22 protein-coding genes are annotated in these 24,311 nt (G+C 59.5%); 6 read left to right on the top strand and 16 right to left on the bottom strand.

What is annotated here, in order from left to right; translation table 11 throughout:
- The first annotated feature begins 27 nt into the window (after positions 1-27).
- Complete coding sequence (locus Q0864_RS08155; protein WP_298567825.1) at positions 28-1,149, top strand: class I SAM-dependent RNA methyltransferase; 1,122 nt, start codon at positions 28-30, stop codon at positions 1,147-1,149.
- A 59-nt stretch (positions 1,150-1,208) separates the two neighbouring features.
- Here Q0864_RS08155 and Q0864_RS08160 read toward each other — a convergent pair whose 3' ends face one another.
- The gene (locus tag Q0864_RS08160; RefSeq protein WP_298567827.1) at positions 1,209-1,982 is read right to left on the bottom strand and encodes a transporter substrate-binding domain-containing protein; all 774 of its coding nucleotides are present in this window, start codon (positions 1,980-1,982) and stop codon (positions 1,209-1,211) included.
- A gap of 155 nt (positions 1,983-2,137) precedes the next feature.
- Between Q0864_RS08160 and Q0864_RS08165 the strand changes: the two genes are divergently transcribed.
- Positions 2,138-2,839 carry an amino acid ABC transporter ATP-binding protein gene (locus Q0864_RS08165; RefSeq protein ID WP_298568816.1) on the top strand — a complete coding sequence of 234 codons (702 nt, stop codon included), beginning with the start codon at positions 2,138-2,140 and terminating at the stop codon, positions 2,837-2,839.
- Positions 2,840-2,847: 8 nt separating this feature from the next.
- A complete protein-coding gene (locus tag Q0864_RS08170) occupies positions 2,848-3,621 on the top strand; it encodes an amino acid ABC transporter permease (protein WP_298567829.1) in 774 nt (257 codons plus the stop codon).
- A 27-nt stretch (positions 3,622-3,648) separates the two neighbouring features.
- Here Q0864_RS08170 and Q0864_RS08175 read toward each other — a convergent pair whose 3' ends face one another.
- The 9 genes from Q0864_RS08175 to Q0864_RS08215 form a co-directional block, all read right to left on the bottom strand.
- Positions 3,649-4,335 carry a D-lyxose/D-mannose family sugar isomerase gene (locus Q0864_RS08175; protein WP_298567832.1) on the bottom strand — a complete coding sequence of 229 codons (687 nt, stop codon included), beginning with the start codon at positions 4,333-4,335 and terminating at the stop codon, positions 3,649-3,651.
- 77 nt (positions 4,336-4,412) lie between these two features.
- The gene (locus tag Q0864_RS08180; protein WP_298567835.1) at positions 4,413-5,828 is read right to left on the bottom strand and encodes a 3'-5' exonuclease; all 1,416 of its coding nucleotides are present in this window, start codon (positions 5,826-5,828) and stop codon (positions 4,413-4,415) included.
- Positions 5,825-6,355 carry a hypothetical protein gene (locus tag Q0864_RS08185; RefSeq protein ID WP_298567837.1) on the bottom strand — a complete coding sequence of 177 codons (531 nt, stop codon included), beginning with the start codon at positions 6,353-6,355 and terminating at the stop codon, positions 5,825-5,827. Before Q0864_RS08185 ends, Q0864_RS08180 begins: the two co-directional genes overlap by 4 nt.
- A gap of 39 nt (positions 6,356-6,394) precedes the next feature.
- Positions 6,395-8,230 (bottom strand): DUF294 nucleotidyltransferase-like domain-containing protein, encoded by a 1,836-nt coding sequence (locus Q0864_RS08190; protein ID WP_298567838.1) that lies wholly within the window; start codon positions 8,228-8,230, stop codon positions 6,395-6,397.
- 104 nt (positions 8,231-8,334) lie between these two features.
- Positions 8,335-10,122, bottom strand: coding sequence for a sodium:solute symporter family protein (locus Q0864_RS08195; protein ID WP_298567840.1), 1,788 nt, complete (start codon positions 10,120-10,122; stop codon positions 8,335-8,337).
- A gap of 13 nt (positions 10,123-10,135) precedes the next feature.
- Positions 10,136-10,396, bottom strand: a complete 261-nt coding sequence (locus tag Q0864_RS08200) for a DUF4212 domain-containing protein (protein WP_298567842.1) — start codon at positions 10,394-10,396, stop codon at positions 10,136-10,138.
- A 63-nt stretch (positions 10,397-10,459) separates the two neighbouring features.
- Complete coding sequence (locus Q0864_RS08205; protein ID WP_298568818.1) at positions 10,460-11,143, bottom strand: adenylate kinase; 684 nt, start codon at positions 11,141-11,143, stop codon at positions 10,460-10,462.
- Entirely contained in the window at positions 11,143-13,113 is a 1,971-nt protein-coding gene (acs, locus tag Q0864_RS08210; protein WP_298567844.1) for an acetate--CoA ligase, read from the bottom strand. The genes Q0864_RS08205 and acs overlap by 1 nt, the downstream gene beginning before the upstream one ends.
- 316 nt (positions 13,114-13,429) lie before the next feature.
- On the bottom strand, positions 13,430-13,555 hold the full coding sequence (locus Q0864_RS08215; RefSeq protein WP_298567846.1) for a hypothetical protein: 126 nt from the start codon (positions 13,553-13,555) through the stop codon (positions 13,430-13,432).
- Positions 13,556-13,610: 55 nt separating this feature from the next.
- On the opposite strand from Q0864_RS08215, the gene Q0864_RS08220 reads away from it, so the two are divergent.
- Complete coding sequence (locus Q0864_RS08220; protein ID WP_298567847.1) at positions 13,611-14,288, top strand: nitroreductase; 678 nt, start codon at positions 13,611-13,613, stop codon at positions 14,286-14,288.
- 8 nt (positions 14,289-14,296) lie between these two features.
- On the opposite strand, the gene Q0864_RS08225 is transcribed toward Q0864_RS08220, so the two are convergent.
- The 6 genes from Q0864_RS08225 to Q0864_RS08250 all read right to left on the bottom strand — a co-directional run bounded on the left by Q0864_RS08225 (position 14,297) and on the right by Q0864_RS08250 (position 22,106).
- Positions 14,297-15,412, bottom strand: a complete 1,116-nt coding sequence (locus Q0864_RS08225; protein WP_298567849.1) for a thiolase family protein — start codon at positions 15,410-15,412, stop codon at positions 14,297-14,299.
- The gene (locus tag Q0864_RS08230) at positions 15,409-16,614 is read right to left on the bottom strand and encodes an AMP-binding protein (protein WP_298567851.1); all 1,206 of its coding nucleotides are present in this window, start codon (positions 16,612-16,614) and stop codon (positions 15,409-15,411) included. The genes Q0864_RS08225 and Q0864_RS08230 overlap by 4 nt, the downstream gene beginning before the upstream one ends.
- Positions 16,615-17,068: 454 nt before the next feature.
- On the bottom strand, positions 17,069-17,503 hold the full coding sequence (locus Q0864_RS08235; protein ID WP_298567853.1) for a universal stress protein: 435 nt from the start codon (positions 17,501-17,503) through the stop codon (positions 17,069-17,071).
- Entirely contained in the window at positions 17,500-20,112 is a 2,613-nt protein-coding gene (locus Q0864_RS08240) for a TRAP transporter permease (protein ID WP_298567855.1), read from the bottom strand. The genes Q0864_RS08235 and Q0864_RS08240 overlap by 4 nt, the downstream gene beginning before the upstream one ends.
- 130 nt (positions 20,113-20,242) lie before the next feature.
- Positions 20,243-21,211: a TAXI family TRAP transporter solute-binding subunit gene (locus Q0864_RS08245; protein ID WP_298567857.1), complete on the bottom strand. Its 969-nt coding sequence runs from the start codon at positions 21,209-21,211 to the stop codon at positions 20,243-20,245.
- Positions 21,212-21,242: 31 nt separating this feature from the next.
- The gene (locus Q0864_RS08250; RefSeq protein WP_298567859.1) at positions 21,243-22,106 is read right to left on the bottom strand and encodes a MurR/RpiR family transcriptional regulator; all 864 of its coding nucleotides are present in this window, start codon (positions 22,104-22,106) and stop codon (positions 21,243-21,245) included.
- A gap of 100 nt (positions 22,107-22,206) precedes the next feature.
- On the opposite strand from Q0864_RS08250, the gene Q0864_RS08255 reads away from it, so the two are divergent.
- The gene (locus Q0864_RS08255) at positions 22,207-23,526 is read left to right on the top strand and encodes an aspartate aminotransferase family protein (protein WP_298567861.1); all 1,320 of its coding nucleotides are present in this window, start codon (positions 22,207-22,209) and stop codon (positions 23,524-23,526) included.
- Positions 23,523-24,287 carry a 3-keto-5-aminohexanoate cleavage protein gene (locus tag Q0864_RS08260; RefSeq protein WP_298567863.1) on the top strand — a complete coding sequence of 255 codons (765 nt, stop codon included), beginning with the start codon at positions 23,523-23,525 and terminating at the stop codon, positions 24,285-24,287. The genes Q0864_RS08255 and Q0864_RS08260 overlap by 4 nt, the downstream gene beginning before the upstream one ends.
- The last annotated feature ends 24 nt before the right edge of the window (positions 24,288-24,311 follow it).

A 24,311-nucleotide genomic window follows, 5' to 3' on the forward strand; every position in this document is an offset into this window, starting at 1 on the left:
CTGACGCCGATGGGCTAGAGAGCAGGCATGAGCACCACAGACACGTTTGAAATTTTCCTTGTCGCCCCACCGGGTCTGGAACCCGTGTTGGCCGAGGAAGCCCGCGCCGCAGGTTTTGCAACCCCAACGGCCAGCCCCGGCGGCGTCACCACGCACGGCGGCTGGGACGAGGTCTGGCGCGCCAACCTGACCCTGCGCGGCGCAACCCGTGTGTTGGTTCGACTGGGCAGCTTTCGGGCGTTTCATCTGGCGCAACTTGATAAACGGGCGCGCAAGTTTCCGTGGGGGGATTTTCTGCGGGCGGACATGCCAGTGCGGATCGAAGCCGTGTGCAAGCGGTCGAAAATCTATCACCACAAGGCGGCCGCCCAGCGGGTCGAGAAGGCTATTTCCGAGGAATTGGGCGCGACAATCTCGAAAGAGGCCGCGCTGGTTTTGAAGGTGCGGATTGACGACAATATGGTGACGATCAGTTTGGATAGCTCGGGCGAAAGCCTGCACAAACGCGGCTATAAGACCGCAACGGGCAAGGCACCGATGCGTGAAACCCTTGCGGCCCTGTTCCTGAAGGCCGCTGGCTATGACGGGCAAGAACCCGTGCTGGACCCTATGTGCGGATCAGGTACTTTTTTGATCGAAGCCGCCGAGATGTCTGTGGGCCTATTGCCCGGCCGCGCGCGCTCGTTTGCGTTTGAGAATTTGGCGAGTTTTGATGCCGACGCCTTCGCCAAGATGAAAGCGGCGGCGCAGATTGAGGTTAAGGCCGACACCCCCCGTTTCTTCGGTTCGGACCGAAACGCGGGCGCGATTGCCAATAGCCGACAGAACGCAGAGGCTGCTGGGATCGCCGCGTTGACCCAATTCACCGAAGGGTCAATCGGCGACCTGCAACGCCCGGACACGCCCGGCGGCCTTGTCATCGTGAACCCACCCTATGGCGGACGGATCGGCAACAAGAAGCTGCTGTTTGCGCTTTACGGATCGCTGGGAAAGGCGCTGCTGGAAAGGTTTTCGGGCTGGCGGGTTGGGATCATCACCAGCGATGGCGGGTTGGCAAAAGCAACTGCACTTCCTTTCCTGACGCCGGGACCTCCTGTCGATCATGGCGGCACGAAGGTGAAACTTTATCTGACGACCAAACTGCCCTGACCCTTAACGCGAAAGGCCGGGCATGATCGCCCGGCCTTTCGGTCTCTCGTCCGCTTAGGTCACAGACCCCATTTCGCCGCGGTTTCTGTGAAGAACCCTTGTTCTTTCTTCACTTTCACCCAGCTGTTCACATAGTTGATCCACACCTGATCGCTCTGCGGCAAAATCATCGCAATCGGTGTCGGCTCGCGCGGGGCTTCCACCGGCACAGCGGTCACTTGGGGAAATTTCTCGGTCAGTGTGGCACCTTCGATGTTCGACGTGATGAACACATCGGCGCGTCCGGCCAGAACCTCCTGATAGCCACGCGCGGGCGCTTCGACCACTTTGATATCTGCTTCCGGGAACCAGTCGCGCACCATCTTTTCAAACGAGGTGCCAAGCGTGGTCGCAACCTTCACATCAGGTTTGTTGACCGTCTCCCAGCCATCAAACTTCGCAACCTTGTCTTCAGTGGTGAAGGGCAGGATTTGCACTGAAATGTATGGCTCGGAATACCCCGCCACCTTCATCCGCGACGGCGAGATCGAGGCAGAACCGGTCATGTGATACTTGCCCGCCACAATTCCGTTCACCAGCGTTTTCCAATCGGTGGGGACGAATTCCAACTCGACCTCAAGATCTTTGGCCAGCTCGGTCATGACGTCGATATCATACCCGCGATAGCTGTCGGTCGCGGGGTCTTTCATTGTCATCGGGTTCCAGTCGCCTGTCGTGCCCACCTTCAGGACGCCACCCGAAAGAATATCGTTCAGAGCGGATTGGGCCTGTGCCCCGCCAGCCAGCATCGTCATTGCCAGCAACCCGGCCCCCAGAGTTCGCAGAAAGTTCATCGCGCGGTGTCCTTTTGGTGGTTATAAATTTCTTAGCAAGTTCATATACCATACGGATCAAAGCGGCACTTGGCCTTGCCGCTCACAATCAGTTGAACGGATCGCAGGCGATAGAACAAGTGACGAACACCGAGCACAGCAAGCACGCGATCACGATGGATGCGGTCAGCAAATGGTATGACGATTTCCAAGTGCTACGGGATATTTCGCTGACCGTGGATCACGGCGAAAAGCTGGTGATCTGCGGTCCGTCCGGGTCGGGAAAGTCCACAATTGTCCGCCTTCTGGCGGGGCTTGAGACACACCAGAAAGGCACGATCCGGGTATATGACCAACCGGTTGATGCCCAAGGTCGCGGCGATATTGGCATGGTTTTTCAGCAGTTTAACCTTTTTCCACACCTAAGCGTTCTGGACAATCTGACGCTGGGTCCGATGCGCGCACTGGGGATGCCAAAACCGGAAGCCCGCGACCGCGCCATGGCTTACCTAGAGCGCGTGCGCATCCCCGAACAGGCCGACAAACGCCCCGGTCAATTGTCCGGCGGGCAACAACAGCGCGTCGCCATCGCCCGGTCCCTGTGCATGGAGCCAAAACTCATGTTGTTTGACGAACCCACATCCGCGCTGGACCCGGAGATGATTGCCGAAGTGTTAGAGGTGATGGAGGATCTGGCTCGCGATGGCATGACAATGATCTGCGTCACCCATGAAATGGGGTTCGCGCGTCGCGTGGCCGATCGTGTCGCCTTCATGGACAACGGCGAGATCGTCGAGATTGAGCCCCCCGAGATCGCCTTTACCGCGCCGAAATCTGCCCGCTTTGCGCAGTTTCTTGACAAGATCCTGAAGCATTGAGGCGTGCAATGATCATCCGTCCCCGCCTGATCCTCGCTATCGTATCCCTGAGCGCATTGGCGGCCTGTTCAGCCCCGCCGGGCACGTGGGGGTGGTATGTTGTCGATCCGAGCAATCCGTCGGGCTGGACCAATGTGAAATTCCTGCTCAGGGGGTTTAGCTCGACCATCCAGATTTCGGTTCTGGCGGCAGTCGCGTCCATCATCATTGGATTGTTGGTCGCCCTGCCCGCCTTTGCACAAAGCCGCTGGCTGCGCCTGCCCAACCGGATTTATGTCGAGTTCATCCGCGCGATCCCGCTTTTGCCAATGCTGTTTTGGGTGTTTTACGGACTGCCGGTCGTGTTGCGCTCTATGGGCATCAGCCTGAACATCGACCCGTTTTGGGGAGCTGTCATCACGCTGGCCCTGTCCGATAGCGCGTTCACGGCCGAGATTTTCCGGTCTGGCATTCAAGCCGTCCCGCGGGGACAGGCCGAGGCCGCGCAGACCATCGGGTTAAGCCGTGCGCAGGCGATGCGCTATGTCATTCTGCCGCAAGCGGTGCGGCGCATCCTGCCGCCATTGGCCAACCAGTTCATCTATATCGTGAAGATGTCCGCCTTTGCGTCCGTCATCGGGATGGAAGAATTGACCCGCCGCGCCAACGAGCTTGTCGTCACCGAATACCGCCCGCTGGAGATCTATACGCTGCTGATCCTCGAATATCTGGTGCTGGTCCTGATCATCTCGGCGGGCGTGCGCTGGTTGGAGCGCAAGATGGGCGCGAATGAAAGCCGCTAGACCGCCTGCCATACGGTGGGCGCGGCACTATTGCAGGTAGGTTGCGTAGTCACTGACCAGTAGATGCGTCGGTGGCACGTCTTCATCTACCTGCGCGAACCGCCCGATGGGGTCGCGGAATATATTGTCTGTTTCATCGTCGTTAACGGTCGAAACCTCGCCGATCAGAACATCGCCGCCTTCGCCCCAAAACGCATGCCAGTCGCCGGGCATCAGGGTGACGCTTTCACCGGGTTGTAGGCGCAGCTTTTCGCCGGGGGCGAACGCCCGGTGCACACCGTCGCACATGACCGTTCCGCCTTGATCCTCAGCAAACCCGCCCTGATCATCCGAGCCGAAGAGCTCGACCACCAACGTGGCACCGCCCCGGTTGATGATATCCTCGGCCTTCAGCAGATGGGTGTGCATGGGCGACAGCTGGTCCTGCCGCGAGATCAGCAGTTTTTCCGCATAGCACATGCCCCGACCAGTCTTCAGGTCAGTCAACCGACCATTGCGCAAGGTGAACAGGAACAGTCCCATCCGGTCGAAGTCACCCGCGCCATAGTCGGTAATATCCCAACCACAGCGCGCGTCGATCACATGCCGGGCGGCATCTTTGCGGGTGGTGAAGTCTTCAGGAGTCCAGTTGGCAAAGGGTGGCAGAACGAAGCCATGCCGGGCGATCAGTTCCCGCGCGTCACCCACGATCGCGTTGATCCAAGACCGTTTCATAAGCAGCACTCCTGTCGTCTTCTGCAGACACAGGGCTAGAACGCTGGCGCGCCCGGATCAATGGAAATCCATTCTGGTCAGTTCAGGTCTTCCAGCAGGCGGCGATGCTTTTTCGCCTCGGCTATCGCTTCGGCAAGGGTCGCGATGCCCTTGCTGTGCAGCATGGCCAGCATCTTGCACAGCACTTCCGCGGTTGCGTGTGCGTCGCCCATCGCGGTGTGCCGCAATTCGGCCGGGATCACCACGCCAAGACGCTCACACAGCGCATCCAGCGTGTGCACCTCGGTCGTGCCAAAAAGCACAGCCGATAACAAGACCGTGTCAAGGATCGGATGGGTCCAAGTGACGCCGCAAGCCTCTGCATGGCGGCGCAGAAAGGCCATGTCGAACGGGGCGTTATGGGCGACAAGCACCGCGCCGCGGGCGAAATCATTGAGGTGCCGCCCCGCTTGAACGATCGTCGGCTTGCCAGCCACCATCGCATCACTGACCCCATGCACCTTTGTCGATGCCGCCGGGATCGGCATTTCGGGATCGACAAGTTGGTTGATGGCTTCGCCGGGCACAATCTTGCCCTTCACAACGCGCACCGCACCGATCTGCACAATCTCGTCCTTATGTGGCAACAGGCCGGTGGTTTCGGTGTCAAAAACCACATAGGTCAGGTCGTTCAGCTGCATGTCCATCAGGTTGTCTGTGGCCTGCCCCTCCATCAAATCGAAGTCGAACACCACAGGGCGGCTTTCGTCTGGCGCGAAATTCGCATGCGCCTCGTCGATCATCAGAAGGTAGCCTTCGCCGGGAGCCAGAGGTTTGAGGCGGCCGTCAAACTCAAGCCCATTGGTGGCGGGCAAGTCCGTAAACCGATGCTCCAATCCTGTCGAAATCATCTTCTTGTGGGCCGCGATAAACGCCTCTTTCTGGAAATAATCAAAGATCGAGGCATTCAGGCGCGCGGGACACACTTGCGACAGGACGCCTGCGGCTTGGGTGTCATACAGCACGATCTGGTGGGAGGGGTTGACCAGCACCATGGCCACGGGAATTTCTGACAAAAGTGCCGTCAGCCGAGCTTTGTCCGCCGACAACCGCGAGGTTTCGGCAGCGACGATGCTGGCCTGATCCATGGTCGATTGCATCAACTGCTCCGATACGGCTTCGGCTGCAGGTGCAAGGTCGCCTAGATAACGCGCCGCATGCTGGTCAACACCGCCAGCCCCTGCATGCGCCCGCGACCGCAACCCCGAAGCAAGCCGGTCAATCGGGCGGGCCACGTTTTCATCGAACAAGAACCAGACACCCGCGGTCAAAGCCAACAGGCCAAAGCCTGCCAAAACACCGGCCAACACGAACCCCGAGGATAGATCGGTGGTTACAGATTTCTGATGGCCAAGAACCAAGGCCCCGACGACCAAGGCAACGCCGGTCACCGCAAGAAAGGCAAAGAACAGGAAAATGCGCAAACGAAGGGGAAGGGTTGTCAGGGCTTTCATGAGGGGGCCTCCACATTGCAGATGGCAGTCAGTAAGGGATCATCGTCGCCGACCTTAACCCAGTCAACGCCGGATACCTCGCCCGAGGCATCGAACGCGACCGCGTCAATCAGCGGCGCGCGCCGCCCCGCCGCACAATCTGCCAGAACGACCATCTTTTCCGGCGCGGACCAACGCCCCATGAAGATTGTGTCGATCATTCTGAGGGCAGGCTTTTGGGCATGCGTCCGCAGCGATGGCTGGTCGACCGCAACGAAGCGTTCGACAAACGGGACCACATAGGTCCAGGGCCGATAGAGCGACTGGTTCTCAATCTCGATCACCACCACGAGTCCTTCGGGCAGATTGTCGGCGGTGCGCCCAAACCAGGCATATTCATTGGCCACTGTCGTCGCGATCATCGCGAAAGCTGCGCCGAGGGGCGTGACCCATTTTGGCAGGCGCCCCGCCGTCAGTTTGTTCAGGATCAACGCAACGCCGGCACCTGCAACCCCGGCAACCAGTGTCGCAACCATTTCGAAAAACATTGGTTCTCCTTCCCATTTTTACCGCGTGTTTCGCGGTGTTCAGCCCAGCATACCGCGTCCATGCCCGATCGCGCTTTGCATGGATTTCACCACGACAAACGCATCGCGCAGGTGGCTGCGTTCAAATTCCGACAACCCAGACGGGGGCAGGAAATTGTTGGGTGCCTGCCCGGCTTTCACGCGCGCAGCCTGATGTTCCAGACGGGTTTCCGCGATCAGGTCATAGGCATCCAACAAGTCCTGTCCACCTGATTGGCTAAGCGCCCCGGCCTGCATAGCGGCCACCAGTCGGGCGCGGGTGTTCACTTCGGTCAGTTCGCCCTGCAACGCATAGACGCGCCCAAGATCGACCACCGGAACAACACCGTTATGTTTTAGGTCCAACTGGTTTTTGTGTTCGCCAGACCGGATCGTCGCAAAGCCGCGCAACAGCCCCAGCGGCGGTGTGTGCTTCAGGCTGTTGGACACCATATGCGCCACGAAGATCGAGTTGCGCGCAGCCAGTGTCAGGGTTTCGGACTGAAGGTCGGCAAACAGCGACGCGTCGCCTGCGATCGGGCGCAGGTCGAACATGACAGACGCCAGCATCTGCGCCTCGGGGACGGGCTTGGCAATCCAGCCCGCGAAATAGCTGCGCCATTTGGACACCGGCTGACACCAACGCGGGTTCGTCGCCATCATGTCGCCGGGGCAATAGATATACCCACAAACATCAAGCCCATCGCAAACAAACTTGGCCAGCGCCGCAAAATAGCCTTCGCGGTCAGCATCGGTCACGTCATCGGACAGGATCATGCAGTTGTCCTGATCGGACACGCCAGTTTGTTCCTGACGTCCCTGACTGCCACAAGCCAACCAAAGGTAGGGGGCAGGCGCCGGACCAAGCTTGGCCTCGGCCAGCGCGACAAGGCGACGTGTGGCGGTGTCTGCTATGTCGGTGATCAGACGCGTGACCACCTGATGCGGGCTGCCTCCGGCCACAAGCTGCACCAAAAGTTGCGGAATGCGGGCCGTGACTTTGCGCATATCCTCAGCCGAGTTCGCTTGCGCGATCTCACGCACCAATTCGGCCGAGCTGACGGCCTGAAAGCGCGTCAGATCGGTCTGGCTGACGATGCCCACCAGCTTGCCCCCTTCGACGATCGGGACGTGACCGATGCGTCGTTCCATCATCACGTGCAACACATCAGAGCCGATGGCGCTTGGGGCCAGGGTAATTGGGTTTTGCGTCATGATCCGCGAGACGGGCGCATCAATCGGAAGCGCTTCGGCCAGCACTTTGCCGGACATGTCGCGGGTGGTCAGGATGCCGGTCAGTGTGCCGCCCTCGGTGACGCAAAGCGATGACACGCGGTTGTCGCGCATCAGAATCGCTGCGGCCTGAACCGTTGCGTCGGGGGCGCAGGTCACAGGATTTGACGCCATGAATGTGTCGACCTGCGTCGTGGCAAGCTCCTGACGGTTCTGCTTTGATGGCTTGCCACCGCGGGTCCGGTCAAAAAACAGGCGCACGGGGTCATGCGCCTTCATCAACGCATGGAACGACTTGGCGGGCAGGATCAGAAGCGTTGCATCCGTTTCGGCACGTGCCGAGGTGATCGCCACGCCGTCGCGCAGCAGCCCGCGTTCACCGAAGCTGTTGCGCAGCCCCAATTGGCTGACGACCTCGCCGTGCTCGTCGGTGACTTCGACCGCGCCTTCGTAGATGATGAATATCCCGGCAAGTGTTTCGCCCAGACCATAGATTTGTTCGCCAGCACTGACAGCACGGCCTTGGATTTCCGGGACAAGTGCCTGACGCGCATCTTGCGGCAATGCATCATAGGGGTGAACGGAAGACAGAAAGCGAAGGATCTGGTCTTGGGTAAGCGGCATATTGGTGCGCCTTTATATGCAAGTAAAAGTCCCGCCCGGTTTGCACCGGACGGGACAGGAATGAAAGGGGGCGGGGCGTCGCAAGGACCACCCGCCCAATCCTTTTACTTGTTCTGAGCCGCACCGGCGCCACGCGGAACGCGCACGCTTTCCACCAGTTCGCGGATGTGCTCGGGTGTCGGTTTGGTCATGCCCGACACAACATAGGCCACTGCGAAGTTGATCGCGGCACCGATTGCACCGAACGACGTCGACTTGACCGTTCCCAGAAGCGGGTTGGCATCCGTGAAGCTGTTCGTGTCAGGGATGAAGAACCAGCCCTTGTGCAGGAAGATGTAGACCAGCGTCACGATCAGACCTGCCAACATGCCAGCGACGGCGCCGGTGTTGTTGATCTTGGTCGAGAAGATGCCCATCATCAGCGCCGGGAAGATCGACGCGGCTGCCAGACCGAAGGCAAGTGCCACGGTTTGCGCTGCGAAGCCCGGAGGGTTCAGACCCAGATAGGTTGCAACAACAATCGCAACCGCCATGGCAATACGCGCTGACAGAAGTTCGCCTTTTTCCGAGATGCCCGGATTAAACGAACCTTTGATCAGATCGTGCGACACAGCGGACGAGATGGCCAGAAGCAGACCAGCGGCCGTTGACAGCGCGGCGGCAAGACCACCTGCGGCAACCAGGCCAATCACCCAACCGGGAAGGTTGGCGATCTCGGGGTTGGCAAGAACCAGGATGTCGCGGTTGAAGTTGGTCAGCTCGTTTCCGGTCCAACCCTTTTCAGCAGCGATGGCCTGAAGGTCTTCGTTCTTGTCGTTATAGTACTGGATCGCACCGTCGCCGTTTTTGTCTTCCCAGCCCAGAAGGCCGGTTTTCTGCCACGTGGCCATCCAGTCGTAACGCTCGTCGTTTTCGATCTGCTCGACCGTCACAGCGCCACCTTCGATGCCACCATTCGGCCACATCATTTCCGAGATGTTCAGACGTGCCATGGCACCAACAGCAGGGGCTGTCAGATACAGCAGCGCGATGAACACCAGAGCCCAACCAGCCGACCAACGAGCGTCCGACACCTTAGGCACGGTGAAGAAGCGCATGATCACGTGCGGCAAACCAGCCGTACCGATCATCAGCGACAAAGTGAACAGCACCATGTTGAACGTGTCCGCATGGTGGGCCGTATATTCGGCAAAGCCAAGTTCACGGACAATCGCGTCCAGTTTCGCCAAAAGCGGCTCGCCGGATGCAGCATGGTCACCGAACAGGCCAAGGGCCGGGATCGGGTTGCCGGTCAGCTGCAACGAGATGAAGATGGCCGGAATGGTGTAGGCCATGATCAGCACGACATATTGTGCCACTTGCGTATAGGTCACACCTTTCATGCCGCCGAACACAGCGTAGGCGAACACCACACAGGCGCCGATTAGCAAACCCGTTGTGTTGGACACTTCAAGGAAGCGGCCGAACGCAACACCAACACCCGTCATCTGACCAATCACGTATGTGGTCGAGGCCACGATCAGGCAGATTACGGCCACGATACGTGCCGTGGGGCTGTAGAAGCGGTCACCGATAAATTCCGACACGGTGTATTTACCGAACTTGCGCAGATAGGGCGCGAGCAACAAGGCCAGCAGCACATAGCCGCCAGTCCAGCCCATCAGGAATGTGCTGTTGTCATAGCCGGTAAAGGCGATAAGACCCGCCATCGAGATGAACGAGGCTGCCGACATCCAGTCAGCGGCCGTTGCCATCCCGTTGGTGACGGGGTGAACGCCACGCCCAGCGGCGTAGAATTCCGAAGTCGAGCCCGCACGGGCCCAGATTGCGATGCCGATGTAAAGCGCGAAGCTCGCGCCAACAAACAGCAGGTTGATCGTAAACTGATCCATCTGTCCCTAATCCTTACTCTTCGTCGACGCCGTGTTCGCGGTCGAGCTTGTTCATGCGCCAGGCGTAGTTGAAAATCAGCGCCAGGAAGACGATGATTGAACCCTGCTGGGCAAACCAGAAGCCCAGATCGGAACCGCCTACGGCGATGCCCGACAGCATAGGGCGCAGCAGAATGCCGAACCCGAATGAAACGATCGCCCAGATAACCAGGCTGATCAAAATGATGCGCACGTTGGCTGACCAATACGCGCTTTTGGATGAGTTGTCGGCCATGAAGCCTCCTCCCTCTGACGTTCCTCCAACAAGGCCGCTCGTGCGACCCTGCCTTTCCGTGTCTTATGCAATCGCGTCTTTAACAATTGCATCCAGTGCACCTGCAATCGCGCCGATGTCTTTCATGGCATCGACGTTTTGCAGGTTGCCCTTGCCCTCGTAGTAGGCAATGAGCGGTGCCGTTTGTGCGTGGTAAGCCTCTAGCCGGCTGCCCACGGTTTCGGCGTTGTCGTCGGCGCGGCGCTTCATGTCCGTGCCGCCGCATTTGTCGCAGACGCCATCCTTGGCGGGCTGCTTGAACTGGTCGTGATAGCCTTCACCGCAACCACCACAGGTGTAGCGGCCCGAAATGCGGGCCACCATCGCGGCGTCATCCACATCAAGGCTGATCGCGGCGTTGATCCGCTGTCCGCTTTCTTCCAGCAGCGCATCCAGCGCCTTGGCCTGACCGGTGGTGCGCGGGAACCCGTCAAGGATCACGCCCTTGGCGCAGTCAGCGTCCGCAAGCCGGTCGCGCAGGATCGCGATGACGATGTCGTCAGAGACCAGACCGCCCGCCTCCATCACTGCTTTCGCAGCCTTGCCAGCGTCGGTGCCAGCCGCAACCGCAGCCCGCAAAAGGTCGCCGGTGGACAGTTGAACAAGGCCAAACTTGTCTTCCAGCATCCGTGCCTGGGTGCCTTTTCCAGCCCCCGGAGGACCAAGCAGGATCAGGACGGGCGCGGCGGTTTTCGTTGCGCCGTCCATCATGCGTCACCCTTTTTCAAACGGTTGTCGATCAGATCGTCCACCACTGACGGGTCGGCCAAAGTCGAGGTATCGCCCAGCGCGCCAAAGTCATCTTCGGCGATCTTACGCAGGATGCGGCGCATGATCTTGCCCGAACGGGTTTTCGGCAAGCCCGGCGCCCACTGGATGTGATCAGGGCTGGCAATCGGGCCAATTTCCTGACGGACCCAGTTGCGAAGCTCGGTCTTCAACTCGTCGGTATATTCCTCGCCGTCCATCAGAGTGACGTAGCAATAGATGCCCTGCCCTTTGATGTCATGGGGGAAGCCAACCACGGCGGCCTCGGACACTTTGGCGTGGGCGACAAGTGCGCTTTCAACCTCGGCAGTGCCCATGCGGTGACCCGATACGTTGATCACGTCGTCCACACGACCAGTGATCCAGTAATAGCCATCCGCGTCACGGCGACAGCCGTCACCGGTGAAGTAATAGCCTTTGTAGTCCGAAAAATAAGTGGCCACGAAGCGGTCGTGATCACCGAAAATCGTGCGCATCTGGCCGGGCCAGCTGTCTTTCATGCACAGAACGCCTTCGGCTTCGGTCTCGTGAATTTCTTCGCCCGTGGTGGGTTCAAGAATGACGGGCTGCACACCAAAGAACGGCGTGGTGGCCGAACCGGGTTTGGTTGCGGTCGCGCCGGGCAGCGGGGTCAGCAGGTGACCACCAGTTTCCGTCTGCCACCACGTGTCGACGATCGGGCATTTTCCCTTGCCGACAACGTCGTTATACCAATTCCACGCTTCCGGGTTGATCGGCTCGCCCACGGTGCCCAGCACTTTCAGGTCGCTCAGATCATACTTGGTGACGAACTGCTCGCCGCGGGCCATCAGGGCACGGATCGCGGTGGGCGCTGTGTAGAACTGGTTCACCTTGTGCTTTTCGCACACGGCCCAGAACCGGCCCGCATCCGGGTAGGTCGGCACACCTTCGAACATTACCGTGGTCGCACCGTTGGCCAAGGGGCCATAGACGATATAGCTGTGGCCTGTGACCCAGCCCACATCGGCCGTGCACCAATAGACATCGCCTTCGTGATAATCGAACACATACTCATGGGTCATCGCCGCATACAGCAGATAGCCGCCTGAACAGTGCTCAACACCCTTCGGCTGGCCCGTCGAGCCCGACGTATACAGGATGAACAGCGGGTCTTCCGAATTCATCTGCTCGGCGGGGCAATCAGCAGACGCACCTGCCATCGCCGCGGTATAGGAGTGATCGCGACCAGCCACCATGGGCACATCGCCACCCGTGCGCTCGACCACCAGAACTGGCGTCTTGCCAAGATCACCATGATCCAGCGCCGCATCCACATTGGTTTTCAGGGGCGTGTTACGCCCGCCACGCGGCGCTTCATCGGCGGTGATGACCAGCGACGCCTCACAACCCGCAACGCGCGCCGCCAATGCTTCGGGCGAGAAACCGGCAAAGACGATCGAGTGGATCGCGCCGATACGCGCACAGGCCAGCATCGAATACGCGGCCTCTGGGATCATCGGAAGATAAAGAATAACACGATCGCCTTTCTTGACGCCCATGCCCTTCATTACGTTGGCCAGCTTCGACACGTTTTCGTGCAGCTCGCGATAGGTGATTTTCTTGTCGAGGTTGGGATCATCGGATTCCCAGATGATCGCGACCTGATCGCCACGAGTCTCAAGGTGGCGGTCGATACAGTTTTCCGAGACGTTCAGTTCGCCATCTTCGAACCACTTGATCGACACGTCCGGGTGTTTGAACGTCGTGTTCTTGATCTTGGTGGGCGTCTTTGACCACGTCAGGCGCGTCATCTGATCGGACCAGAACGCTTCTGGGTCATTCACCGAAGCGGCATACATCTCTTTGTATTTCGCAGCATCAATATGAGCGTTCGCGACAAACTCCGCAGATGGGGCGTAAGTTTTATCGGCCGTGTTTTCCAACGACATGCAAGGTCCTCCAAATAAATCCTCCGGATCGCGCATGGCGCGACAGGTGATGGAAAGGACGTTTGACAACCCGATCCCCACCGTGGCTGAAAATAGTGGGATAAACAGCCGAGAAACAACAGTTTTTCTGTTAATTTATTTAACTCGCAGCACAGGGTTTTGTAAATTTTTTACTGTTTAGGGCTTTTTTCTATAGAAATGCTTGTATTTGCCTGTGAAGTGTCGCGCATATCATTTGTAAAGCTTTTACAGGTTTTTCGCTAACATTCTTTCGCGACCGCCCGCGACGAGCATGACACACCGCTGTTTCCCGCACTCAGCAGAGAATCTTTGCATTTGCCACGACCTTCCCAAAGGTCAATTCCACCATTGCGAGAGCGCGGCACACCCGCCCCACCAGCGTCTTGCCACTGCCGTTTCCCTTGCGTTCAGCGGCGGTCATGGACCATCGTCCGGGGATCAACTACCAAAGCCGAAGGCCAAACCACAGGTGCACCATGCCCGGATCATTTGACACTCTGCTTCAATCGCGCCGCTCAACCCGCGCCTTCACCGCAGCGCCCGTGCCGCGCGCGGCATTGGAACATATGTGCCAGGCAGCCCGGCGCGCGCCAAGCGGTGCGAATTTGCAACCGGGGCAGTTTCATGTCCTGACGGGTCCAGCGCTTGGCAGCTTGGTCGCAGCCCTGCACGAGGCACAGGAACAGGGAACGCCGCACCGGGCAGAGTATTCCTATTTCCCGACCCCCATGCCGACGGAGTTGAAGGCCCGGCAGCGGGCGGCAGGCTATGCGCTCTATCAGGCATTGGGCATCGGGCGGCGCGACGTGGCTGGGCGGCGCGCCCAGTTTGCCCGCAACTATGCGTTTTTCGACGCGCCCGTCGGGGTGGTCGTGACCATCCAACGGGACATGGGCAAGGGCTGCTTTATGGATCTTGGAATGTCGCTGATGTCTTTCCTGCTCTCCGCCGAGGACCAAGGCTATGGGGCGACGGGGATCGGGGCACTGGCAAATTACGGCCCAGAGGTTCACCAACACCTGGGCCTGCCGGACGACGAAATGGTCGTTTGCGGTATCGCAGTTGGGGTGGCAGACCAAGCTGCCCCGGAAAACCAATTCAGAACCGCGCGTGCCGATCTGGAGACATTTACCAGCTTTCACGGCTTCGACTGACCGACCGATCAGTCATCCGCGCGCATCACCAAAGCCGTGCCAAGCCCGCCCGCAGCCGCGATCGCCGCGACGCCGGTGCCACCTTTGTCGCGCAACTCGTGAAACAAGCGCACTGCAAGAACGGCACCCGAAGCGCCAATGGGGTGGCCGCGCGCCAACGCCCCTCCCGCAGGGTTCACAATGCCCCGCGCAATCCCTGCACCTTGTTGGCACGCCACGGCCTGAACGGCGAAGGCTTCCATGATCTCAGCTGTCGACAATGTTGACGGGCTTTGGCCTGCTTTTGCCAAGGCCGCATCGATTGCCGCGACCGGCGCCAAACCCGGCAAGCAGGGATCACCGCCCAATGTCGCGCCGGACAGGATGCGCACCACCGATCGAGCATGGCGTTGCGCAACTTTGTCAGACACCACCAGACAGAACGCAGCCCCATCCGCCGCGACTGCCATGTTTGCCGCCGTTATGTCGCCGGTCACGGACGGCGCACGTGCACATAACGCAGGTGTCAGGCGGCGTGTAAAACCGTCACGTGAATGGCCAGCAATCGTGACGATTTCCTTACCTAGGTCCAAGCGCTGCGCGGCGCGGGCCTTGGCGTGGCTTTCCACCGCCCAGTCATCCTGCATCTGGCGGGAATATCCCAGCGCACGGGCCAGTTGGTCTGCTGCCTCGGCCATGTCCGGGTCGCGGTCGGGCCACGGTGTGAACCGCGCCTGCTCATAGGGTTGGGGTGGCGTGTCGCCTGCGCGGCGGTGCGCCCGCACGGGACGACGCGAATAGCTTTCCGCCCCGCCCGCCACCACGACATCATGAAGGCCGGAAGACACCATCGCGCGGGCCAGCATCAGCGCATCAAGGCCGCCACAGCACTGCCGATCAATCGACAGCCCGGCGACACGCATCGGCAACCCTGCAGCCAGACTCGCGATGCGAGCAGGGTTCCCCCCGGCGCCCAATGCGTTGGATAGGATCAGCTCGCCCACCTCATCAGGTGCAAGGCCTGCATCCTCAAGCAACGCGCTGATCACGGGGGCCGCAAGGTCATGGATATCGAGCGTCGCGAAGGCCCCGTCATGTGGCATCACGGCTGAACGACGGGCGGCGATGATATGCGCATCGCTCATATCGCGGTCTCCAGCATACGCTGAAGTGCCAGCAAGTCCGGCTTTCCGGCCGCAAGAAGCGGCATGTCATCGACGAATACAATGCGGCGCGGCGTGGCATGTGGCCCCAAGCCATCGCGACAGGACTTTAGCAGAGATTGGGCCAGGGTCAGGTTTGTTGGGCCTTCCACTATTCCGACAATAGAATGCCCTCGTCTGGGGTCTTTGACGGGTATTGCTGCGAATTTTCCAACATCTCCCGTCGCCATGATCAAGGCCTCGACCGCCTCGGGAAAGACATTTTGGTCAGACACCGTGATCATGCGGTTCTTGCGCCCCAAGACGGTCAGATTGCCGCGATCGTCCAACAGCCCCATTTCGCCAATCGACAAGTAGCCGTCTTGCCACAAGGTATCGGCGCATCCGCCCTCTGCATAGCTGTCAAACAGATACGGGCTATTGACCCAGATTTCGCCGGGCCCGCATGTTTCCTGCCCGCTGCCATCACGCACTGCCAGTGTAACCCCAGGATAGGCGCGACCGACTGACCCTTCCGGCGTGTCAGGGTGACTGAGGGTGATAAAGCTGGTTTCAGAGGCGCCAAAGAACTCTCGCAGCTCAGCATTCGGAAAAAGGTCATGGAGGCGCGCGCGAGTGGGGGAATCCAGCTTGCCACCGCCACAAAACAGCCAGCGCAACGTCGTCAGCGGTCGATCTGCAGCATCGCAAAGCAACCGCAGCTGGGTGGGCGTGGCATACAGAACCTGAACCCGGTTTTCTCCGATTTGACGGGCTTGCGCGCGCGGCGTCAGTCCCGTGAGCACCGTCAGGTCAGCGCCTAGATGCAACGCTTCGAGCACTGCATAGAGCGTCAACGAATGCCCCAGGGCGCCCAGCACCGCATAAGGTGTCGCGGCACCGACCGCGAACTGATCAATCGTCACATCGAAGCTCGCGATCCACGAGGCCGGATGGCGGCGAATGGTCTTCGCGGCCCCCGTCGATCCGGCGCTTTGCACCAAAAGCCACTGGCCTTGGCAGGTTGACGGTTCAGGTGCAGTGGCAAAACCACCCGACGGCGTGACCCGCAAGCTAGCCCCGTCGGCCAGAGCGTTGCGCAGCGCAGCCATGCCCAGCGCCGCCGCTGCGCCTTTCGCAGACTTGTCAGCCCCCGGCACGGTAACCTTGCTTTCGCTGTTGCGTCGAAAATGGTCTGCGGTCACGACCGTTCCTTACCGTCTGTTCAGCTCGCACTATAACGACGGATGGCGCCAGCCCAACAGGCTTTTGCGTCCTTTCAGGTCAACGCAGGCACTGTTCGCTGGTGGTGACGAAAAACATCGCATCGCTGCCTTCAGGCGCGGCATTATAGATGCGGTGTTCAGCGATGATGCGTTCGCCCGCTTGCGTCATCAGGCAATCACAGGACGGCCGCCGACGCGAATGAGCAGGTTCTGTTTGAGCCCTCGCCCTGCTGGGCGAGATCAATATCTCAACATCCCAGCCCCATTTCTGCTCGCCATCGCCGGGTTGGACTTGACTGTTTCGCGCATTGAAAGCCCGCGCCAAACCCGATTGCAGCACGGTGACGCCAATCAAGCGCAATTGGTCTTGGCCCTTGAACGCATCACCGATCCGGCAAGGCGACAGCGTCACCGGATCGGGCGTCGAATGGCGCTAAGGACGCACGACGTAGACAGAACAATGCGAATGGCGGACGACGCGGGCGGCGTTCGGACCAAGCAGATAGTCCTTCAGATCCGGGCGATGCGCGCCGATGACGATCAGGTCAGATTTGCCCAGCTTGGCGGCGCGCAGCACTTCTTCGTAGACGCTGCCCATCGCCACGATGTGACGCACTTTTGCATCCTGTTCCGCCCCCAAAGTCTTTTTCGTCATCTCCTTCAGAAGATCGCCCGCGTGGTTCTTGGCGCTATCCACGTGGTGGTCTTGGAAATAGGCCCCCACGACGGTCATCCCAAAATCCGGCACGACAGTGATCACGTCAAGCTGGGCGTCATCCACCTTGGCCAGTTTGGCCGCAGTGGTCAGCACCTGTTTTTCTTCGTCAGGACGGTTGATGTCGACGGCACAAAGGATTGTCTTTGTCATGCCAGTTCTCCTTGCGGTGTTTCATCTTCTGCGCGGCGCGATTGCAAGAAGGCCACAAAGGCCAGCAGCAACAGCGCTGGAATAAAGATAAGCTCTTTCGGCAGTTGATTGGACGGGGCCTGCACCGTCGCGATCTGCACGGGTTCGTCACCATAGAAATCAAAGGTCGACAGCTTGTCAGACAGGAAGGTGCCGAACATCGGCTCGTCCAGTTTGATGGTTTCCCCTTCAGGCACGAGCATGACGCCAAGGCTGTCCAAGCGGGCCTGAACATCGGCACCTTCTGGCACGTCGAACACAACCGTCAGGTCCTTGCTTTCCAGCGTATCAAAGTCTGGGCCGCGGATGACGGCGCGAAGTTGATCACCCGGTGATGCTTCCTCAAGCGCGGTGGCAAACTGGGCGGGCGGGATTTCCGCAAATGGCGGCTGGATCTGGTTCATGAAGAAGCCCGGACGGAACAGCGCGAAGGCAATCACCAACAGTGCAACCGTTTCCCAGATGCGGGATTTGGTCAGGAACCACCCCATCGTGCCAGCCGTAAAGACAAGGATGCCGATGGTCGAGACAATGAAGACGATAATGCCTTGCGTCACCGTCACGTCGATCAGCAAAAGGTCGGTGTTGAAGATGAACACAAACGGCAGCGCCACGGTTCTGAGGCTATAGAAGAACGCCGTGAACCCGGTGCGGATCGCGTCACCACCCGACACAGCGGCAGCCGCGAAACTGGCCAGCCCCACAGGGGGCGTCACATCCGCCATGATCCCGAAGTAGAACACAAAGAGGTGCACCGCGATCAGCGGCACGACCAGCCCGGACTGCGCGCCCAGTTCGACCACAACCGACACCATCAGCGAGGATACCACGATATAGTTCGCCGTCGTTGGCAGGCCCATCCCTAGGATCAGCGACAGGATCGCCACGAAGACCAGCATCAGGATCAAATTGCCGCCCGACAGAAACTCGACGAAATCGGCCATGACCTGCCCGATCCCGGTCAGCGAAACCGTGCCCACGATGATCCCGGCGGTGGCTGTCGCCAGACCAATGCCGATCATGTTGCGCGCGCCGTCGATCATTCCGTCGATCAGGTCTTTCACGCCCTCGCGCAATTTCGCAATCGCGTTGGTTTCGCCACGGAAAACCGCTTTCAGAGACTTCTGCGTCAGCAAGATGCCAAACAGCAGGAACGTCGCCCAGAAAGCAGACAGGCCGGGTGATTTGCGTTCGATCATCAGGAAGTAGACCAAAACGATAATCGGCAGCATGTAGTAAAGCCCCGACTTATAGATCTTGGCCACGTCGGGCAGCTCGACCACATCCGCATTGGCGTCATCAGCTTCCAGATCGGGCACTTGTGCGGCCAGATAGATCAGGGCGACATAGATTGCAAAAAGCAGGAGCGAAAGCACCCAACCCGACCCGGACGGGAACAGCGACGTGATCCAGCCGACGGGATATTGTGTGGCATAGCACAAAAGGGCGAAGCCTGCGAAGAAGGCGAACATGCCGCCGATTGTCCGGCCCATCGACACCACCTTGTTGCCGATGGTCGGCATGCGAGTTTTCACCGCCTCGAGGTGCACGATGTAGACCAGCGCGATGTAGGAAATGATCGCGGGCAGGAAGGCGTGGGTGATCACCTCGACATAGGAAATGCCCACATATTCCACCATCAGGAAGGCCGCGGCCCCCATAACGGGTGGCATGATCTGACCATTGACGGACGAGGCAACCTCGACCGCGCCAGCCTTTTCAGCCGAGAAGCCAACGCGCTTCATCAGCGGAATGGTGAACGTGCCGGTGGTGACGACGTTGGCAATCGACGAACCTGAAATCAGGCCAGTGGCGGCCGAACCGACAACGGCGGCTTTCGCGGGACCACCACGCAGGTGACCCAGCGCGCCAAACGCCATCTTGATGAAATAGTTGCCTGCGCCTGCCCGGTCGAGCAGCGCGCCAAACAACACGAACAGGAAGACGAATTTGGTGGACACGCCCAGCGCGATGCCAAAGACACCTTCAGAGGTGATCCACATATGGCTCATCGCTTTGCGCAAGCTTGCCCCGGCCCAGCGGATCTGGTCGGGCACAACTTCGGATGACCCAAAGAAAACGTAGAAAAGAAAGACCACGGCAAGGGCAACCATGACGGGGCCCAGCGTGCGGTAAGCGGCAAGGAACAGAAAGCCCAGCGCGACCAGCGAGATCATCGCATCGGTGTCGTCCGCAAGACCGCCATTGGCGACGATCTTTTCGTAAAAGAAATAGCCATACATGGCGAGGATCGCTCCCCCGACACCGAAGATCCAGTCATACCAAGGGATGTAATTGCGTGGGCTGGACTTGAACAACGGGTAGGCCATCGCGGCCAGGAAGATCGCAAACGCCAGATGGATCTGGCGCGAGTTATTGATCAGATCACCCGGCAGAACATAGGGCGCAACCGGAGAGGCCAAAAGCACCTGAAAAACCGACCAAAGCAGCGCGATGGCTGCAATCATCAGCCCAACGGGACCATGGGGGTTTCGGGCACCTGTATCACTGGCGGCGACAAGCTCCTGAAGCTCCGCTTCGCTAAGCGCTCTTTCTTGCGTCGTTGACATCTGTCTCTCCCTTGGCTGTGAAGCGGCAGCCCGCATTGGTTCGTTGGTTGTTAACACGCCCGGTCTTTGCGCCGGGTCGAACACTCAGGGGCGGCGCACCGCCCCCGAGCAAAGATGTGCCTGAAGGCGCTTACTCGATCAGGCCTTTTTCTTTGTAATACTTCGCAGCACCAGGGTGCAGCGGAGCGGACAGACCAGCCGAGGCCATTTCCTTCGGGTCAAGATTGGCGAACGCAGGGTGCAATCCTTTGAAGTCCTCGAAGTTTTCAAAGACCGAAGAAACGACGGCATAAACGGCATCTTCCGACACTTGGTCCGAGCTGACAAACGTAGCGCCCACACCGAAGGTCATCGTGTCCGCGTCATTGCCGCGATACATGCCGCCGGGGATGGTGGCAGTCCGGTAGAACGAGTTTTCTTCGACCAGCTTGTTCACCACGTCGCCCGACACTTCGACCAGAACGGAATCGCACGCGGTGGTGGCTTCCTGAATCGACCCCGAGGGGTGACCGACGGTGTAAACCATCGCATCGATCTGGTTGTCACACAAAGCAGCCGACTGTTCGGACGCTTTCAGCTCGGTCGCAAGGGCGAAATCGCCCGAGGTCCAGCCAAGGGCGGCCAGCAGCACTTCCATCGTGCCGCGCTGACCCGATCCGGGGTTGCCGATGTTGACGCGCTTGCCCTTCAGGTCCTCGAATGTCTTGATGCCGCTATCTGCGCGGGCCACGACGGTGAACGGCTCAGGGTGCACCGAAAAGACGGCGCGCAGACCTTCGAAGGGCCCTGCATCTTCGAACTTCGAGGTGCCGTTATAGGCGTGATACTGCCAGTCGGACTGGGCCACACCAAACTCCAGCTCGCCTTCGCGAATGGTGTTGATGTTGTAGACCGAACCGCCAGTCGACTCGACCGAGCAGCGCACACCGTGATCCTTGCGGCCCTTGTTTACCAGACGGCAAATCGCGCCGCCGGTCGGGTAATAGACCCCCGTCACCCCACCGGTGCCGATGGTGATGAACTCCTCGGCCATTGCGGCTGGGGCGAGCACCGCGGTGGCGGCAATCCCTGCTAGGGTTAGTTTAAACTTGTTCAACATCATAATACTCCCTTGTGTTGATGTTCTTTTTCTATTCGGACCACACTTCGGCCATCTGCCGATTGCGCAGCTCGACTTCTGCGATACGTTCCTGCGCCAAAGCGCCGGACCGCCCGACAACCATTCCAATGATCGTTTCGATCAAGAAAAGCGTTGCCACATAGGATGAGAAAAATTGGGGGCTCTCGGTCGGCACGACAAACGCCGCCGATGCAAATTCAAGCGCCGGACACATGTGCGAATCTGTGATCACCACCACAAAAACATCGAGCTGCTGTGCCAGCTTGGCGGCCTTGATTACATTCGATGCGAAGGGCGGTTTGGTTACGATCAAAAGCACGTCACGCTGGTCCAGCCCGGTCAACGCGCCCCCCAAAGACGCCCCCATCCGGTTGGCAAGCACCCAATTGTCAGCACAAAAGTTCGCCATATAAGACAGATATTCGATCACCCCGGTCGATCCAAGTGCGCCGAGCAAAAGCACCTTGCGCGCGCCGGCCAGTTCTTCGACGGTCCGCTCAAGTTCGGCATGGTCCAAGGCGGCAACAGTCTGCCTGAGGTTGCTTTGGCAGGCGTCCAGGTGAAGATCCACAAACCGGTCCGCGCCGTATTCGTGCTGTTTTTGAAGCTGCTCGGCGCGCGTGGCAAAGTTGTTGACCCGGCGGTCGATCTTGTCGCGCATTTCTTCCCGCAAGGCTTCGAAATCTTCATAACCCAACGCTTTAGCCAAACGCGAAAACGCAGCGGGCGAAACGCCACTGTTGCGTGATACCGTGCGCAGCGGGCGGGTGACGACATCCAATGGGTTGGCAACCAGAAAATCGGCAGCCCCTTTCAGGGCACCGCTCAAATCTGCATAGGCCAACGCCAGCCTCTTTTCGAAGCTCTTCTTCACGAAGTCCCCCTGGTTGGACAATTTCAGTGTTCTCTTTGTTTCATGGATTGTCAATTGCTGTCTGGTTTGTTTCAATGGCATTGAATTGCGGGAGGATTCCATGTCGCACGTTTTTCCCAGACACAGCAAAGTCATGCCACCGATTGCAGACCATGGGGATGGCATATACCTTATTGATACAGAAGGCAAAAAATACCTTGATGGATCCGGCGGCGCGGCCGTTTCGTGCCTGGGTCACTCTGACCCTGACGTGATCCAAGCGGTCAAGACGCAGGTCGATAAGCTGGCATTCGCGCATACGGGATTTCTGTCCTCGGCGCCCGCAGAGCGGCTTGCCGATCGCCTGATTGCCCATGCACCAGACGGAATCGACCGGGTCTATTTCGTTTCGGGCGGATCCGAGGCGGTTGAAAGCGCGCTGAAGCTGTCCCGGCAATACATGATCGAAACAGGCCAGCCCAAGCGCACCAAGTTCATTTCGCGCAAGCAAAGCTATCACGGCAACACGCTGGGCGCGCTTGGCACGGGCGGTAATGAATGGCGGCGCGAACCGTTTTCGCCAGTGATGGTGTCGGCCTCTCACATCTCGCCCTGTTATGAATACCGCCTGCGCAAGGACGGTGAAACACAAGAGGACTATGGCCTGCGCGCCGCAAACGAGCTTGAGGCTGAATTGCTGCGTCAGGGTCCCGAAACCGTCATCGCCTTTCTTGCGGAACCGGTTGTGGGCGCGACGACGGGCGCGGTGCCGGCGGTGCCGGGCTATTTCAAACGCATCCGCGAGATCTGTGACCAATACGGCATTTTGCTGATTTTGGACGAGGTCATGTGCGGCATGGGGCGCACCGGCACGTTGTTTGCCTGCGAACAGGACGGCGTCAGGCCCGACCTGATCACAATCGCGAAGGGGTTGGGGGCTGGGTATCAACCCATCGGCGCGATGCTATGTTCGGCGCAGATCTATGAGGCGATCGAACACGGCAGCGGCTTTTTCCAGCACGGCCATACCTATGTCGGTCACCCCGTTGCCTGTGCGGCAGGTGACGCGGTGGTGAAAAAGCTAACCGATGGCGGTCTGGTCGTGCGATCCGCCCAGATGGGCGAGGCGTTGATGACCGCCCTGACCGACGCCTTTGGTCAGCATCCCCATATCGGCGACATCCGTGGGCGCGGCATGTTTCGCGGGCTGGAGATCGTGCAGGATCGAGAGACCAAGACCCCCTTTGACCCCGACAAGCGCATTGCCGCCAAGGTCAAAGCCGCAGCGATGGCGAACGGGCTGATCTGCTATCCGATGGCGGGCACAATTGACGGACAGCGCGGCGACCACGTGTTGCTGGCGCCACCCTTCATCATCACCGAGGACCAGATCGGAGAACTGGTCGACAAACTGTCCAAATCCTTCGCCGAGGTGCTATGACCCCGCTTCCGTCGCTCATGGTCGCCCCGAACGGGGCCAGATTGACCAAGGCCGACCACCCGGCCCTGCCCATGACCCTGACCGAGATCGTGGACTGCGCTGCGGCCTGTCAGGCGGCGGGTGCGGATGGGCTTCACCTGCACTTGCGCGATGCAGGCGGTGGGCACCTGCTGGACGCAAGCGCCTATCGCGACGCCGTGGCCGCGCTGTCCGCCCGCGTGCCCGATATGGCCGTGCAGATCACCACCGAGGCGGTTGGGATCTATGACCCACCGCACCAGCGAAAGATCGCGCTGACCTCTGGTGCGACGCTGGTCTCAGCCTCTGTGCGCGAATTGTGCCGTGATCCACTGGATGTCACGCGCGCCTTTTATGAAGATTGCGCCGCGCAGGGGATCGCGATCCAGCACATCCTTTATGACACCGACGATGCAGCCCTTCTGGCACGCGTCTTGCCGGCTGATCTGCTGGCCGCGCCCGATTTGCAATTGCTGTTCGTGCTGGGCCGATACGCGGCCGACCAGAACTCGGACCCGGGCGATCTGGATCCCTTTCTGAACTGGATGACCGAGGCGGCATTGACGCCTGACTGGGCGGTCTGTGCCTTTGGGCAGAACGAAACCGCAGCCCTTGTGCGGGCCGCAAAGCTCGGCGGCAAATGCCGTGTCGGGTTCGAAAACGCACGCACCCACCCCGATGGCCGCATCGCACGTGATAATGCCGAACGGGTCGCATGTGTCGCGGAACGGATCAAACGCTAGATCAGGACCCGTTTGATAGGTCCA

The sequence above is a fragment of the uncultured Aliiroseovarius sp. genome (assembly GCF_947497285.1).
In the GTDB taxonomy this organism is placed as follows: domain Bacteria; phylum Pseudomonadota; class Alphaproteobacteria; order Rhodobacterales; family Rhodobacteraceae; genus Aliiroseovarius.